This window comes from Nesterenkonia massiliensis (assembly GCF_000455245.1).
Lineage (GTDB): Bacteria > Actinomycetota > Actinomycetes > Actinomycetales > Micrococcaceae > Nesterenkonia > Nesterenkonia rhizosphaerae.
Map to the genome: position 1 here is coordinate 11,426 of NZ_HG005166.1, position 14,986 is coordinate 26,411.

General features: G+C 64.9%; 11 protein-coding genes. 7 read left to right on the forward strand and 4 right to left on the reverse strand.

What is annotated here, in order from left to right; genetic code table 11:
* Positions 1-183: 183 nt before the first annotated feature.
* Positions 184-2,700 (forward strand): ATP-dependent Clp protease ATP-binding subunit, encoded by a 2,517-nt coding sequence (locus TX78_RS03230; RefSeq protein ID WP_044493715.1) that lies wholly within the window; start codon positions 184-186, stop codon positions 2,698-2,700.
* Between the two features lie 108 nt (positions 2,701-2,808).
* Here TX78_RS03230 and TX78_RS03235 read toward each other — a convergent pair whose 3' ends face one another.
* Positions 2,809-3,849 (reverse strand): HhH-GPD family protein, encoded by a 1,041-nt coding sequence (locus tag TX78_RS03235; protein WP_407635376.1) that lies wholly within the window; start codon positions 3,847-3,849, stop codon positions 2,809-2,811.
* A 79-nt stretch (positions 3,850-3,928) separates the two neighbouring features.
* Here TX78_RS03235 and radA point away from each other — a divergent pair, with 79 nt between their 5' ends.
* Together radA and TX78_RS03245 are read left to right on the forward strand one after the other, a co-directional pair.
* On the forward strand, positions 3,929-5,299 hold the full coding sequence (gene radA, locus TX78_RS03240) for a DNA repair protein RadA (protein ID WP_044493716.1): 1,371 nt from the start codon (positions 3,929-3,931) through the stop codon (positions 5,297-5,299).
* A gap of 122 nt (positions 5,300-5,421) precedes the next feature.
* On the forward strand, positions 5,422-6,573 hold the full coding sequence (locus TX78_RS03245) for an FUSC family protein (RefSeq protein ID WP_233722147.1): 1,152 nt from the start codon (positions 5,422-5,424) through the stop codon (positions 6,571-6,573).
* Between the two features lie 97 nt (positions 6,574-6,670).
* Here TX78_RS03245 and TX78_RS12500 read toward each other — a convergent pair whose 3' ends face one another.
* Positions 6,671-7,645: a phosphatase PAP2 family protein gene (locus TX78_RS12500; protein ID WP_081652537.1), complete on the reverse strand. Its 975-nt coding sequence runs from the start codon at positions 7,643-7,645 to the stop codon at positions 6,671-6,673.
* Positions 7,646-7,779: 134 nt separating this feature from the next.
* On the opposite strand from TX78_RS12500, the gene TX78_RS03255 reads away from it, so the two are divergent.
* Positions 7,780-8,814 carry an o-succinylbenzoate synthase gene (locus TX78_RS03255; protein WP_044493717.1) on the forward strand — a complete coding sequence of 345 codons (1,035 nt, stop codon included), beginning with the start codon at positions 7,780-7,782 and terminating at the stop codon, positions 8,812-8,814.
* Positions 8,815-8,942: 128 nt separating this feature from the next.
* A complete protein-coding gene (gene menD, locus TX78_RS03260; protein WP_044493718.1) occupies positions 8,943-10,934 on the forward strand; it encodes a 2-succinyl-5-enolpyruvyl-6-hydroxy-3-cyclohexene-1-carboxylic-acid synthase in 1,992 nt (663 codons plus the stop codon).
* On the opposite strand, the gene TX78_RS13655 is transcribed toward menD, so the two are convergent.
* Positions 10,931-11,338, reverse strand: a complete 408-nt coding sequence (locus tag TX78_RS13655) for a VOC family protein (protein ID WP_158644304.1) — start codon at positions 11,336-11,338, stop codon at positions 10,931-10,933. The two genes, menD and TX78_RS13655, sit on opposite strands and share 4 nt — an antisense overlap.
* A gap of 27 nt (positions 11,339-11,365) precedes the next feature.
* A complete protein-coding gene (locus TX78_RS03270; protein ID WP_049897404.1) occupies positions 11,366-12,778 on the reverse strand; it encodes an isochorismate synthase in 1,413 nt (470 codons plus the stop codon).
* 134 nt (positions 12,779-12,912) lie between these two features.
* On the opposite strand from TX78_RS03270, the gene TX78_RS03275 reads away from it, so the two are divergent.
* Both TX78_RS03275 and TX78_RS03280 read left to right on the forward strand, forming a co-directional pair.
* A complete protein-coding gene (locus TX78_RS03275; protein WP_044493722.1) occupies positions 12,913-13,683 on the forward strand; it encodes a demethylmenaquinone methyltransferase in 771 nt (256 codons plus the stop codon).
* Positions 13,684-13,705: 22 nt separating this feature from the next.
* Positions 13,706-14,755 (forward strand): polyprenyl synthetase family protein, encoded by a 1,050-nt coding sequence (locus TX78_RS03280; RefSeq protein WP_044493723.1) that lies wholly within the window; start codon positions 13,706-13,708, stop codon positions 14,753-14,755.
* Positions 14,756-14,986 lie beyond the last annotated feature (231 nt).

Sequence of the window (14,986 nt, forward strand, 5' to 3'; positions counted from 1 at the left end):
GATTTACTGCCAGAGGGCGGGGACCGAGCTGATCGGATCCCGCCCTCTTTGCGTGTATCGGCACAAGGTGCCCGGGGTGGGCGTCGTCGTACTTTTCCCTGTGGCGAACAGGTGTGGCAGTCCCGCCGCTGACCCGTAGCCTTGAACCCTGGAGCAATACTGCTTAGGGAGTGTCAGTTGGCAATGTTCGAGAGATTCACAGATCGCGCACGTCGCGTCGTCGTGCTGGCCCAAGAAGAGGCCCGCATGCTCAACCACAACTACATCGGCACCGAGCACATCCTGCTCGGCCTCATTCACGAGGGCGAGGGCGTGGCCGCCAAAGCGCTGGAGTCCCTCGACATCTCGCTCGGTGGGGTGCGCGAGAAGGTGCAGGAGAAGATCGGCCCCGGCCAGAACGCGCCGTCGGGCCACATCCCCTTCACCCCGCGCGCCAAGAAGGTCCTGGAGCTGTCTCTGCGTGAGGCGCTTCAGCTGGGCCACAACTACATTGGCACCGAGCACATTCTGCTGGGCTTGATCCGTGAGGGTGAGGGCGTGGCAGCGCAGGTGCTGGTAGAGATGAACGCAGACCTCAACAAGGTCCGCCAGCAGGTTATTCAGCTGCTCTCCGGTTACTCCGGTGGACAGCAGGAGAAGGCCGGAGCTGGTGTGGGCCAGGGCGGGGGATCCGAGGGAACCCCTGCTGGTTCAGTGGTACTGGACCAATTCGGCCGCAACCTCACCGCAGCAGCCCGTGAGGCGCAGCTGGACCCGGTGGTGGGCCGCGACTACGAGCGTGAGCGCGTCATGCAGGTGCTCTCCCGCCGTACTAAGAACAACCCGGTGCTCATCGGTGAACCCGGTGTGGGTAAGACTGCCGTGGTGGAGGGCTTGGCTCAGGCCATCGTCAACGGCGATGTCCCGGAGATCCTGAAGGACAAGCAGCTCTACACCCTGGACCTGGGGTCCTTGGTGGCAGGTTCCCGTTACCGCGGTGACTTCGAGGAGCGCCTGAAGAAGGTGCTCAAGGAGATCCGCACCCGCGGGGACATCATCCTGTTCATCGATGAGATCCACACCCTGGTGGGCGCAGGTGCCGCCGAGGGTGCGATCGACGCTGCCAATATCCTCAAGCCCATGCTGGCCCGCGGTGAGCTGCAGACCATCGGTGCCACTACCCTTGACGAATACCGCAAGCACATCGAGAAGGATGCTGCCCTGGAGCGCCGGTTCCAGCCGATCCAGGTGGCAGAGCCTTCGGTGGAGACCACAGTGCAGATTCTGCGCGGCCTGCGTGACCGCTACGAGGCCCACCACAAGGTCTCCATCACCGAGGACGCGCTTGAGGCAGCTGCGAATCTGGCTAACCGGTACATCAATGACCGGTTCCTGCCGGATAAGGCCATCGACCTGATCGACGAGGCAGGCGCCCGGCTGCGGATCCAGAAGATGACTGCGCCGCCGGAGCTCAAGGAGTACGACGCGAAGATCGAGGATGTCCGGCGGGAGAAGGAAGCCGCCATTGACGCCCAGGACTTCGAGGGCGCTGCTGCGCTTCGTGACAAGGAGCAGAAGCTTGTCCAGGAGCAGGCTGATAAGAAGGAAGCCTGGGAGCGTTCCAAGGATGATGAGATCGCTGAGGTTGATGCTGATCTGATCGCCGAGGTCCTCGCATTCTCCACCGGTATTCCGGTCTTCAAGCTCACTGAGCAGGAGTCTGACCGGTTGCGCCGGATGGAAGAGGAGCTGCATAAGCGGGTCATCGGCCAGGACGAGGCCGTGAAGAGTCTCTCCCGCGCCATCCGCCGCACCCGTGCCGGCCTGAAGGACCCGAACCGGCCCTCCGGTTCATTCATCTTCGCTGGCCCCACCGGCGTGGGTAAGACCGAGCTGGCCAAGGCGCTGGCTGAGTTCCTCTTCGGCGATGAAGAAGCCATGATCACTCTGGATATGTCCGAGTACCAGGAGAAGCACACAGTCTCCCGGCTCTTCGGTGCGCCTCCAGGCTATGTGGGCTATGAGGAGGGTGGACAGCTCACTGAGAAGGTGCGGCGTCGTCCGTTCTCCGTGGTTCTCTTTGACGAGGTGGAGAAGGCTCACGCGGACCTGTTCAACTCGCTGCTGCAGATCCTGGAAGATGGTCGCCTGACCGACTCGCAGGGTCGCGTAGTGGACTTCAAGAACACCGTGATCATCATGACCACCAACCTGGGCACCCGGGATATCTCCAAGGGTGTGATGACCGGCTTCACCAGCTCTGAGGACACCACCACCAACTATGAGCGGATGAAGAGCAAGGTCAACCAGGAGCTGCGCCAGCACTTCCGGCCTGAGTTCCTCAACCGCGTGGATGACACTATTGTCTTCCCGCAGCTGGAGCAGCAGGAGATCGTCAAGATCGTGGACCTGTTCGTGGATCGGCTGCGCAACCGTCTGGCGGAGCAGGCCATGACTCTGGAGGTCTCTACCGCGGCACGTGAGTTCCTTGCGGAGAAGGGCTATGACCCGTCGATGGGTGCCCGACCGCTGCGCAGGACCATTCAGAGCCTGATTGAGGACCAGCTCTCCGAGCGGATTCTCTACGGCGAGATCCCTCATGGCGCGGAGATCAGCATCGGGGTTCAGGGCGAGGGTGCGTCTCGTGAGCTGACCTTCGACTGGAAGATGCCGGTGGATCAGATCGAGGCTGCTGAGGAACCGGCTGCTATCGAGAGCTAAGCTGCAGCAATAGCGTCACAAAGGAAGCCGATGTCCGCGAGGGCATCGGCTTCCTTTTTTGTGTCCGGCTCGGCCCGCGGAGAACCCTCACGGATTACTGCATGGGGCTCAGTGTTTCCGCACTCTCCCCTGTTGCGCTGCCATCACACCCGGAAGTGCGACGAGCTCGTTGTCCTCAGCCGCAAGCCCATCCCGCAGCAGGGAATCCAGGCACCGCACGCGCTGTTCCATGTCAGCCTCCGGCAGCGGCAGAGTCTCCAGAAGCACACTGCGCTGCACTGGCTCGCCAGTACGGAGTACCGCCATCATCGCTCCGCGCACCTGCCGATCAGTCCCAGCCCAAGCCTGCCCGCGGGTCTGCTGCTCCTCAGTCGCCGGAGGTGAACCGGCCGCCCGCCACGCACAAAGATCCTGTACAGGGCACTCAACGCACTTCGGAGCCCGAGCAGTGCAGATCAGCGCCCCGAGCTCCATGGCTGCAATATTCCAAGTGCATGCGAGCTCGCCGTCGTCGTGAGCGGTCTGCGGCATCACATCCTGAGCCAATTTCCGCTGCTGGGCGGTATAGGTCTTACCCGGCAGTGCATGCCCGGAGAAGACCCGGGCATGCACTCGGCGAATATTGGTATCCACCACCACCTCCGGCTGATCGAAGGCGAAGCAAGCGACAGCGGCCGCCGTGTACTCGCCCACTCCCGGCAGCGCTAGAAGCTCCTGGCGGGTACCAGGTACTTCGCCACCATGGCGCTCAACGATCGCCTGAGCGGCGGCCTGCAGCCGCAGAGCTCGGCGCGGATAACCCAGCCGATCCCAGACAGTCAAGATTTCCGCTGCCGATGCCCCGGCAGTGGCAGCCGGGGTCGGCCAACGGCGCATCCATTCCTCCCAGCGAGGCAGCACCCGAACCACCGGGGTCTGCTGCAACATGATTTCTGAGACCATCACCCCCCAGGCGGAGCAGTCCTCACGGCGCCACGGCAGATCGCGGGCAGCTTCTGAATACCACTGCGCCAACCGGAAATGCACCGGCTCGGGATCCGGACTCCACGTGAAATCAGCACGCGGGGTGCCTGAGTCTGGGACGCTCGGACCTTGTGCGCCCAGGCCGGGTGCTCGTGAGTCTGGAGCGGCTGAATCTTCGGTGGTCACAGCGTTGAAGTCTAGTGGCCGGCTGGTAAAGCCTTAAAAGCCGCATCCGCATGTCAGAGGCCCCGGCTACTGTGGTGCCATGGCCAAGAGCAAGACCACCCCGAAGTTCGAATGCACCGAATGCGGCTGGCAGACGGTGAAGTGGGTTGGCCGCTGCCCAGAATGTCAGGCATGGGGCAGCGTCGAAGAAAAAGGCCAGGTCACGGCGCGGACTACCGCCGCCCGCAGCGCGGCCGCACCGGCTAAGACCATTGCCGACGTCGACTCTTCTGTGGCCGAGTTCCGCGCCACCGGCATCGGGGAGCTGGACCGGGTCCTAGGCGGTGGGCTGGTGCCCGGTGCCGTCATCCTCATGGCAGGCGAGCCAGGGGTTGGCAAGTCCACACTGCTGCTGCAGGCCGCCTCAGCGGTGGCGCGAACCCACCCGGAACAGCCCGTGCTCTACCTCACCGGTGAGGAATCAGCCGCGCAGGTCAAAAAGCGCGCCGAACGCATCGATTCCCTGGCAGATAAGCTCTACCTCGCCGCCGAATCAGATCTCGGGCAGGCGCTGGCGCAGATCGAGGAAGTCGCACCCCAGCTGACCATCATGGACTCAGTCCAGACACTGTCCTCAGCAGAAGTCGACGGCGCCGCCGGCGGTGTCACCCAGATTCGTGAAGTCACCGCCGCCATGATCGAAGCCGCTAAACGGCGGAACATGACCACCATCCTGGTCGGTCACGTCACCAAAGACGGCAATATCGCAGGACCCCGTATGCTCGAGCACCTCGTGGATGTGGTCTGCCAATTCGAAGGGGACCGGCACTCCCGGCTGCGGCTGCTGCGCGCGGTGAAGAACCGCTACGGACCCACCGATGATGTCGGCTGCTTCGACCTCGGCGAAGACGGGCTGACCTCACTCTCCGACCCCAGCGGACTCTTCGTCTCCGCGATGACCGAGCGGGTCCCCGGCACCTGCATCACCATCACCTTAGAAGGCCGGCGCCCGCTCACCGCCGAAGTCCAGGCCCTGGTAGCCGAGTCCCAGGCCTCCCAGCCGCGTCGGGCAGTCTCCGGTCTCGACTCCCCACGAGTCTCCATGCTGCTGGCGGTCCTGCAACGCCGCGCTAAACTCACCGCCCTGATGAAATCTGAGGCCTATGTGGCCACAGTCGGTGGAGTGAAGATCACCGAACCCGCTGCAGACCTCTCCATCGCTCTCGCCGTAGCCTCAGCCGCACTGGAGAAACCACTGCCAAACAGATTCCTTGCCTTCGGTGAAGTCGGACTCGCCGGGGAAGTGCGCCCAGTCTCCGGACTGCAGCGCCGCCTCCAAGAAGCCGCACGCCTGGGCTTCACCCACGCCATAGTGCCCAAAAACACCACAGACAACGCCGTCCCAGAAGGAATGACCGTCCGCGAAGTCGGGTCCCTGCCAGAAGCACTGGCGCTGCTCTTCAAAGACTGAACCCGGGCAGCTGGCGGCATGGAAGCCCCGCGACCTGTGAAACCCAAGTCCTGTGAAAGCCAAGCTCGTGATGTCAGTGACAGTCCAGCTCAGACACCGCGGCTGACCCATAGACTCCTCATGTGAGCCCATCAGCCGCCAACTACTTCACCCACCTGCTGCGCAGCAGCGGGCGAGTCATCCGCAACCACACGCGTGTGGGCTTCACACGGGCCAAACGCTCCATCATCCCGGCGCTGCAGATGACAGTGGCCGGAGTCGGCGCATTCGTCCTGGCGCAGAACCTGCTCGGACATGACCAGCCCATCTTCGCTGCCGTCGCCGCCCTGCTGGCCACGGGGTTCACCAAAGAACCCCGGCTGCGCAAAGTCATCGAGGTCGCCGCCGGCTGCACCCTCGGAGTCTTCCTCGGCGACATGCTCGTCCACGCCATGGGGGCAGGATGGCTCACCGCCGCCATCGTCGTCTTCCTCTCAGTGATGCTCGCCCGTTTTCTGGACCCCGGGCCCACCTTCGCCATGCAGATGGGCCTACAAGCACTGCTGGTGGTCATGCTGCCAGCGCCAGTAGATGCCGCATTAGGGCCGTTTGCCCGCGGTGCCGACGCCGTAGTGGGCGGAGGCACCGCACTGCTGATCGCCCTGCTGACCCCCAAAGACCCACGCTCAGAACCGATCCGCGAACTCAAAGCCGTCGCCGACCAGCTCACCCGCTCCCTACGCGAAACCGCCACCGGAATCCGCGACTCAGACTCCCGCGAAGCCTGGCATGGCCTCATCCGGGCCCGCGGCATCCAGCCGCAGCTCGATGAGCTGACCAACGCCATCAACAGCGCCCGGGAACTCACCAGCTTCTCCCCGGCACACCGGCGGCACCGGCACTACATGCGCCGGATCCAGCGCACCGCAGACAAACTCGACTTAGCCGTGCGCACCATGCGGGTGATCTGCCGTCGCGCAGTCTCCACCATCGACCACGCCGCCTTAGATGATGAAGGCACCAGCAACCTGGCCGCGATTCTGGAGGACCTGGCTGAAGGCACCACGCTGATCTCCCGGGCCGTAGCCGAATCCGGGCCCGGCTTCGACCGCGGAATGAACGCCGCTCAGAAATCCCTGGTAGCCGTGGCAGTGCAGCTTCACCCCAAGCGGCTGGGAGTCCACAACCTCGAAGGGGAGACCATTGTGCTGCTGGTGCGCACCATGGTGGTGGATCTTCTGGAAGCTACGGGCATGGACCACGACGTCGTCCTGGACCACCTGCCCACGCTCTGAGTAGCCACACCCTGAGTAGCCACACCCTGAGTGGCCATACTCTGCGCAGCCACGCTCGGCGCAGCACCAGCGCTGGCAGTCGGCAGCAGGCGAAGAATCAGACCCGCTCGTAGAGTTCCCGGTACTCCGGCGGCACCGGATAACGGACCCGCTCACCGCGCGGGCTCGGCACCGGGGCTCCGCGCATCCTGCGCCCGGCCTCTGCGCCGAAGAAATTGATGCCAGCCCCAGCCAGCAGGAACGCCGGGCCAAAGGACAGCAGCGCACCGGCAAGCCAGTGCCACAGCGTGGGATCGTCCATAGCCGCGTTGATCCCGGACCAGCCACCGGCGAAGAGGAAGCACAGTCCGGCCGCGGCCGAGAGAATGATCCCAAAGAACCAGCACAAGACTGCCGCTGGCGCGACCGAGGGTTCCTCCTCGTAGATGACTGTGTTGCCCTTGGGGTCAACGCGCATGATCAGCCAGCCACCCACCAGTCCCCACACAGCCACTACCAGGTAGGCGGCGATCATATCGCTGGGCCGGTGCCAGGCCTCAATGAAGATATAGGCACCCCAGCCGCCGCCCCAGAAGGCTGCCAGTAAACCAATGAACGGACGCTGCCGAGGGCTGGCCACTAAGAACACCGCCACCGCCACAGAAGCGGCAATAGTGGCATGACCGCTAGGCAGTGAGTTCGCTGTCCAATACTCCGGGTTATTCGCCAGATCAGGGCGATCCAGCCATCCGTACTTCAATACCTGGGTGGAGATATTGGCTGCCAGCACGGTCCCGATAGCAATCAGCGCGCTGAGGAACTTCTGCCGAGCCAACGTGATCCCGGCGAATAGCACTGCAGCTGGAGCCACAATATAAACCGCGATCCAGCGGTTCTCCGGATTCAGCGGCGGCAGCGGATGCTCGAAATAATCCGCGGTGATGCGCATGACGTTGTCCAGGATCTGCCCCGAGGTAGTGCGCACAAAGTACTCGTAGAGCAGGATGAACAGTGCCGAGCACAGCAGCATCCCCGCAATCCACAAGCCAGTGCGCCGGGCAGGCGGACGAAGCGGAGTCGAGGCAGCAGACATGCTTCCCAGTATCCCAGGTCGACTGAATAATCACCGAACATTCCGGTTCCGTCCACACCGGCCGGATCCGCAGTTTCCGCCCCGCCAGCCCCATCCGGCCACCTGCGCATGCTCCGGCTCCTAGACTTGGCCCCATGACCGGCCCAACTCACCCAAGCGTTGACGAGGTGCTCGACGGCGCCGTCGTCGTCTCCCTGCCTATGCGCACCAGTTTTCGCGGCCAAGACGCTCGTGAACTGATGTTGCTGCGCGGGCCGCGCGGTTGGGCCGAGTTCGCGCCGTTCCCCGAGTACGGCCCCCAGGAGTCTGCCCAGTGGCTGGCTGCAGCCATCGAGGCCGGCTGGAGGGGGCTGGGTGAGCCGCTGCGGCACAACGTGCCGGTCAATGCGACCATGCCGGCGGTGGACGCTGCCGGGGTGGACCAGGTGCTCTCCCGGTACCAGGACGCCGAGACGATTCCGGCGGTGAAGATCAAAGTCGCTGAACCCGGACAGAACCTCCAGCAGGATCTGGACCGGGTAGCCGCCGTGGCGCAGGCGCTGCCGGGTGCCGGGCTGCGCGTTGACGCCAACGGGGCGTGGAGCATCCCGGAGGCCCTAGAGGCGTTGGAACAGATTGCCGCGATCGCCGGGACAAGATTCGAATACGCCGAACAGCCGGTGGCTGGAGTGGAGCCGCTGGCTCAGCTGCGCGAAGAGCTGGCCCGTGCCGGAGTGCCGGTGCGGATCGCCGCGGATGAGGCCGTACGCAAAGCGCAAGACCCGCTTCGGGTGGCCCAGCTGGGGGCAGCCGATCTCATTGTGGTCAAAGTCCCGCCGCTTGGCGGAGTGCAGCGTGCCCTTCAGATCGTCCAGCGCGCCGGGCTCGACGCCGTAGTCTCCTCAGCACTGGACAGCTCAGTGGGACTCACCGCGGGCCTCGCACTTGCCTCCCGACTGCCGGAGCTGCCCTTCGCCTGCGGGCTCGGGACTGTGCCGCTGCTGGTCGCCGATGTGTTGAGTGCTCGGCTTGTCCCGGTCTCCGGTGCGCTCACCGTGCCAGTGGGCGACGACGGCGCCGTCGTCGCTCCCGAGCCCGACCCGCAGCTCCTTGCCCAACACCGGGTAGGTGCAGAACGTCAGGCCTGGTGGGAGCAGCGGCTGCGCCAGGCGTACCACGAGCTCCCGTAGCCGACGTCGGCGTCTGACCGGGCTGAAACCTGCCGATTGCGGCGAAACCGGCGTTATTCGGCAGGTTGTAGCCCGGTGAAACTCAACCCCAGCCCCGCCGGACGAGGCCTGCGGCTTAGGATGGATCCATGACTTCTGGCCGGCGTCCGTTCCGCGAGTTTGATGACTCCTATGACGCCGAATCCCTGCGGCTGGCCCGCCGCGTGATCCGCGGGCTGAGCCTCACGATGCGGCACGTGGTGCTGGCGCCTGGATCGCGCTCTGCACCGCTGGCCTATGCGCTGGCCGAGGCCGAGCAGCTCGGTGTGCTGGACGTGCATATGCGTATTGATGAACGCTCCGCTGCCTTCACCGCCCTGGGCCTGGCTATGTCCACTGGTCAGCCCGCCGGAGTGGTCACCACCTCCGGCACCGCGGCGGGAAACCTGCTGCCTGCGGTGATGGAGGCCGATATGGCCGGTATCCCGTTGGTGGTGATCACCGCCGACCGACCCGAATCCCTCCACGGCACCGGAGCCAATCAGACCGTGTGGCAGCAGGGGATGTTTGCCGGGCGGGTGCGCGATGAGCTGCATATTGACCAGTCCTTCATCGCCGAGGGACAGGTCCGCCTGGAGCCGGAATCCCGAGATGACATGCTCGCAGCCGAGACCCAGGCGGCGCTGCTGGTCCGTGCCGCAGTGACCGCCACTGCCCGTAGCGCACCGGGCCCGGTGCACCTGAATATCGGTTTCGCAGACCCGCTGGTGCCCGAGGAGGTTCCCACCCCGCAGGCCGGAATCCAACGTTGGGCGCGCAAGGGCGTGATCCCGGCCCAAGAGCGTGAACGGCTGTACCAGCAGGCACGTTCAGGCTCGGTGAGCCCGGCCGAACAGTTGGAGGCCGCAGCCCTGGGGGAGCGGCTTGGCTTCGACTCCGAGCCACTGCAGCCTACCGCTGGTTCCTCGGACCAGCGCTCTGCCGATGCGCAGCAGACTATCGACGACGCCGCCCGCGAGCCGGTCACCCGCACCCTGTTCGTGATGGGGCACGGGGCCCAGCGGGAGGCCGTTGACTTCGCCGTGCGCACAGGTCACCCGATGCTGGCCGAGCCCACTTCGGGTGCGCGGTGGAGTGACCTGGGCGCAATCCAGGCCTACCGGTTGCTGCTGCAGGCACCTCGGGGCAGTGCGGGGGAACAGCTGGTGGCGCAGACCGAACGCGTCGTCGTCGTCGGGCGTCCCACGCTGACCCGTCCGGTGCAGCGGCTCATTGCGCGCCAGGACATTGAGGTGCTGCATTACGCTCCGGGTGCTGAGCCCTGGCATGATCACCGGCTTCCGCGCCGCATCATCACCGATCTGCGCGAACTCGCTGGGCTCACCGGCACCGCCGCTGCCGGCTGGCGGCAGGCTTGGCAGGATGCGGGGCTGGCAGCTCAGCGGGTGATTGACGCGGTGCTGCGTGAGGACGAGCAGGAGCACAGCGCGCCCAGTTCGGTGCGCGCTGCCCAGTTCGTAGCCGAAACGGTGCGCACCCCGCTGCTGCTGGGCTCTTCCTCGGTGATCCGGGATGTAGATCTCACCGCGGTGCTGACTAGGAGTCTGCCCGGCAGCGCGGGTACTCAATCGCTCGACGGCGCGGGCCCGGGCGGCCGACCCAGGGCGGTATATGCCCTGCGCGGGCTGGCCGGGATCGATGGCAATCTCTCCGCCGCCAGCGGGGTGGCCCTCGCCGCTGGGGAGCGGATCACCGCCCTGGTGGGGGACCTGACGTTCCTCCATGACGTCAACGCGCTGCTGCTGCCCTCCACGGAGCAAGTCCCGCAGCTGGACATTGTGGTGATCAACGACGGCGGGGGCGCCATTTTCGATCAGCTGGAACATGGTGCCGTGGGCCGCCGATCAGGGCAGGCCGAATCGGTGGAGCGACTCTTCGGCACCCCGCAGGACGTGGACATCGAAGCACTGGCTGATGCCTACCACCATGAGTACTACTTTGCTGAGACTCTGGAGGACCTGGGAGAGGCCTTGGCTCACCCGGACGACAGGTTAGGCATGCGGCTAATCGAGGTGCGCACCGATCGAGTCGGATTGCGGGACCTGCACCAGCGCATCAGCGAACGCGTCGCTGAACTCTAGCTGGCCGCGTCGGTCTCCTGCCGCCAGGTGTCCCAGCCCCAGCACAAGCAGAATGGGTGTCCGGCCGGATCGGCGTACACCTGGAATCCGGTGGGCGCGTCCAGATCGCTGGAGGCTTTGAGGAACTCCGCTCCCAATTCAAGGACGCGGGCGTGCTCGGCGCGGATGTCGTCTACAAAGAAGTCCAGATGGATCTGCTGCGGCTGCCCGTCGGGCCACTGCGGCGGCACATGATCGACTACCCGCTGAATGGCCACCGGGTAGTCGCCGTCGAGCTCTATTTCGTACCAATCCTCGTCAGAGCGGCTAATGCCTAGCGAGCCTGAGCCCGTTTTACCATCCCGTTTGAGCTTTACCCTGCCGTATACGGGGCGGTAAAACGGAAACGGGATGGTAAAGCGCAGCTGGAACGGTAAAGCGCAGCGGTGAAACTACTGCAGGCCCAGGGTGGAGAGCATTGGCCGCAGCTTGGAGCGGGTCTCAGCCAGCTCATCCTCGGGCACCGAATCGGCCACAATGCCACAGCCGGCGTAGAGCCGGATTCGCCGGCCACCGTTCCCGTTCTCCGCGGCCGCAGCGTCCGCGCCGTCGTGCGTGGTGGAAGAGGGTCCCTCCAGCACCCCGCCGCGCAGCGCGATCCCAAAATCAGCGTTGCCTGCGGCATCCATCCAGCCCACCGGTCCGGCGAACGGCCCGCGATCAAGCCCCTCCAGCATCTCCAGCAGCTGCCCGGCCTCCCGGGTAGGCGTCCCGCATACCGCAGCAGTGGGATGGGCGCGCTCAGCAACCTGCAGCGGGCTCGGGAGCGCGCCCTCGCTCCCTGAGGCCAGCACACCGCTGACATCGGTTGCCAGATGGTACACATTGGGCAGTCGCAGCACATGTGGTTCGGTAGGGGACTGCAGAGACTCTGTCAGCGGAGAAAGCTGCTCCACCAGGGACTGCACTGCAAGGTCATGCTCGCGGTGCTGCTTGGCGTTCCGCAGCAGCCGGTCAGCAGCCTCCTGCTCAGACCAGGACCGGTCAACAGTGCCAGCCAGCACTCGCGAAGACACCCGCTCACCGCGCAGGCTCACTAGCATCTCCGGCGTAGCCCCCAGCACGGACTCATTGCCCCCGCTGACCTCGCCCACGCAGTAGGTCCAGCATTCGGCGTAGTCAGCGGCTAGTCGGGAGAGCAGCACGCCGCGCGGCAGCGGTTGAGAGGAAGCAACGACGACGTCGCGGGCCAGTACCAGCTTCTGCACTGTCCCGGCCGCGATCGCCGAAAGTCCCGCGGTGACAGCGTTCAGATACTGCCGCTCGGACTGGGATCCTGCCTGCAGCTGGCCCGCCGGCAGGATCCTGGGTACTGCGGCAGTATCCAGCAGGCGCACGGTCCCGCCGTCGAGGACTAAGCCATGCTCAGTAAGCAGGGCAGTCACATCTGCGGCAGCAGAATCACCCACCACAGTGAGCAAACTGCGCTCAGCAGAGACCGCGAGGATCAGCTGCGGCACAATCAGCCGCGAGGCATAGGAAGACGTCTCCGAGAAAGCCACTGAGGTAAACGCCACAGGCCCGGCCCCCGGGTAATGCGCCGCCTCAGCGAATGCAGCACTGACTGGACCGTGAGGACTCTCCAACGGCTGCCAGTCCACGGCCGCCCAGGATTGAGCCAGTTCAGCGAATCGGCGTGGCCCGGATGCAGTGAATTCTGCAGCGACCCCGAGCCCGAGTAGCCCCTGGCGCTGACGGATCCACACTCCGCTGGGAGTCAGTGCCGGAAGCAGACCGGTCAGCCCGGCGTCGTCCAGAGACACTTCATATGTATGGCTGTGCAGGACGGTGGGCTGGGAGTTCATGGCCGGATCAGTTTATGACACGTGACTTAACGGCCGGCCCATCCGGCCCCAGCTCATCGGCATGCAGATCCCCGGCTCAACCCCAGTGTGCAGCAACCCAGGGCCCGGCCGCCCTGTGGGAGAATGCTCAGGTGATGAGCCCCACCCGCCGCGGCCGCCGCGCCAGCCTGGATAAGAAGCCCGACGACGTCGCCTCAATGTTCGACCAAGTCGCTGAGCGATATGACATCACTAATGATGTGCTCTCCCTGGGGCAGACCAAGCGCTGGCGCAAGAAACTGGTGCAGGCCCTTGATGTGCAAGCCGGTGAAACCGTGCTGGATCTTGCCGCCGGGACCGGCAGCTCCACCGAGCCGTTCCACGACGCCGGGGCCACCGCCATCGCCTGTGACTTCTCCTTAGGCATGCTGCAGGTGGGCAAGCGTCGTCGGCCAGATATGACTTTCATCGCAGGCGACGGCATGAACCTGCCCTTTGCTGCGAACAGCTTTGACGCGGTCACCATCAGCTTCGGACTGCGTAATATCGTCTCGCCGCAGACGGGGCTGGCTGAACTGCTGCGGGTCACGAAACCCGGTGGCCGGCTTGCCGTCATGGAATTCTCCGATCCCACCTTCCGGCCGTTCAATGTGGTCTATAACGAGTATCTGATGCGCGCTTTGCCCCCGGTGGCCCGCGCGGTGTCCTCCAACCCGGACGCCTACGTCTATCTGGCCGAATCCATCCGTGCCTGGCCCAATCAGGACAACCTGGCACAGATGATTGCTGACACCGGCTGGAGTGATGTGAAGTACCGCAATCTCAGCGGCGGAATTGTGGCCATCCACTACGCGGTCAAAGGATACGACGACGCCGCAGCCGGCAGTGCTGGTGACGGTGTGCACAGCGCCACCGGCGGCGTCTAGAACTCGGTAGGCTTAAAGCACAATGACAGAGACACCAGCGGACGCCCTGACCATCAAGCTGCCGGCAGGCTTCGACGTCCTGGCCGATGACGAGCAGCTGGCCGGCAAGGTCAGTGATGCCCTTGATGCAGTGGAGGTGAAGCTGCTCGCTTCGCTTTCCAGCAGCGATAAACTCGCCAATTCTGCCGCGCGCTACCTGGCCGAAGCCGGCGGCAAACGCATCCGCCCCTTGTTAACGATTCTGAGCTCTCAGCTGGGCGCTCAGGCCGGTGATGACATCCGCGATGATGTACTGCAAGCGGCTGTGGTCATGGAGATGACCCATCTGGCCACCCTGTACCACGATGACGTCATGGATTCCGCTCCGCTACGCCGCGGTGCTCCTTCTGCCCATGAGGTGTGGGGCAACTCGGTGGCGATTCTCATTGGGGATCTCATTCTTGCCCGGGCTTCACAGCTGATGACGCTCCTGGGAGATGAAGGATCGCGCATCCAGGCGGAGACTTTCGAGCGACTGGTCATGGGCCAGATGCATGAGACGGTGGGCCCTGCCGAGGGCGAAGACCCCTACGAGCACTATCTGAGCGTCATCAGGGACAAGACTGGTTCTCTGGTGGCAGCAGCGGCCCGACTCGGTGCCTTCTTCGGCGGCAGCGGGGCAGAGACCGCCATGTTGCTGCAGGACTACGGGGAAGCCGTGGGCGTGGCCTTCCAGCTGGCTGATGATGTCATTGACCTAGCCGCCGACGGCGCCACCTCCGGTAAGACTCCCGGGACTGACCTGCGCGAAGCAGTGCCGACCCTGCCAGTGCTGCTGCTGCGCCGGGCTGCCGACGCCGGGGACCCCGCTGCGACTGAGGCGCTCGCACTCGTTGATGCCGACCTGAGCTCCGATGAGGCGCTGGCTGAAGCAGTGGCCGCAGTGGTGGCCCATCCGGTGACACAGGAATCCTGGGATGTAGCGCGCAGCTGGTCGGCCAAGGCTAAGGCGGCCATTGAGCCGCTGCCTGACTCCACGGTCAAACGCGCCCTGCTGAGCTTCGCCGACGCGGTCGTCGACCGCCAGGGCTGAGCTGGGTTAGTCCCGCGGGCGGGGAGACCCCGCCACGGCCGTGACGTGGCCCGCACCTCCGCGCAGCGGACGGCACGGGTCCCTGACGTCACGGCTCCACTCGGCGGGCTCACGCCAAGCTTCACGCCTAAAGAGCGCCGACGGCGGGCACAGGTCCCGTTCGCCTCAGCACGCACAAAACGAACGTAAAGAAACTGCCGAAACTACCCCCAAAATCACGGGAGTTCCGGC

What these genes read in the sequence shown, in the direction of transcription:
- menD (WP_044493718.1), top strand. Translation starts at nt 8,943, where the DNA reads ATGACTTCTGGCCGGCGTCCGTTCCGCGAGTTTGATGACTCCTATGAC.
- TX78_RS03230 (WP_044493715.1), top strand. Translation starts at nt 184, where the DNA reads ATGTTCGAGAGATTCACAGATCGCGCACGTCGCGTCGTCGTGCTGGCC.
- TX78_RS03270 (WP_049897404.1), bottom strand. Translation starts at nt 12,778, where the DNA reads ATGAACTCCCAGCCCACCGTCCTGCACAGCCATACATATGAAGTGTCT.
- TX78_RS12500 (WP_081652537.1), bottom strand. Translation starts at nt 7,645, where the DNA reads ATGTCTGCTGCCTCGACTCCGCTTCGTCCGCCTGCCCGGCGCACTGGC.
- radA (WP_044493716.1), top strand. Translation starts at nt 3,929, where the DNA reads ATGGCCAAGAGCAAGACCACCCCGAAGTTCGAATGCACCGAATGCGGC.
- TX78_RS03275 (WP_044493722.1), top strand. Translation starts at nt 12,913, where the DNA reads ATGAGCCCCACCCGCCGCGGCCGCCGCGCCAGCCTGGATAAGAAGCCC.
- TX78_RS03255 (WP_044493717.1), top strand. Translation starts at nt 7,780, where the DNA reads ATGACCGGCCCAACTCACCCAAGCGTTGACGAGGTGCTCGACGGCGCC.
- TX78_RS03280 (WP_044493723.1), top strand. Translation starts at nt 13,706, where the DNA reads ATGACAGAGACACCAGCGGACGCCCTGACCATCAAGCTGCCGGCAGGC.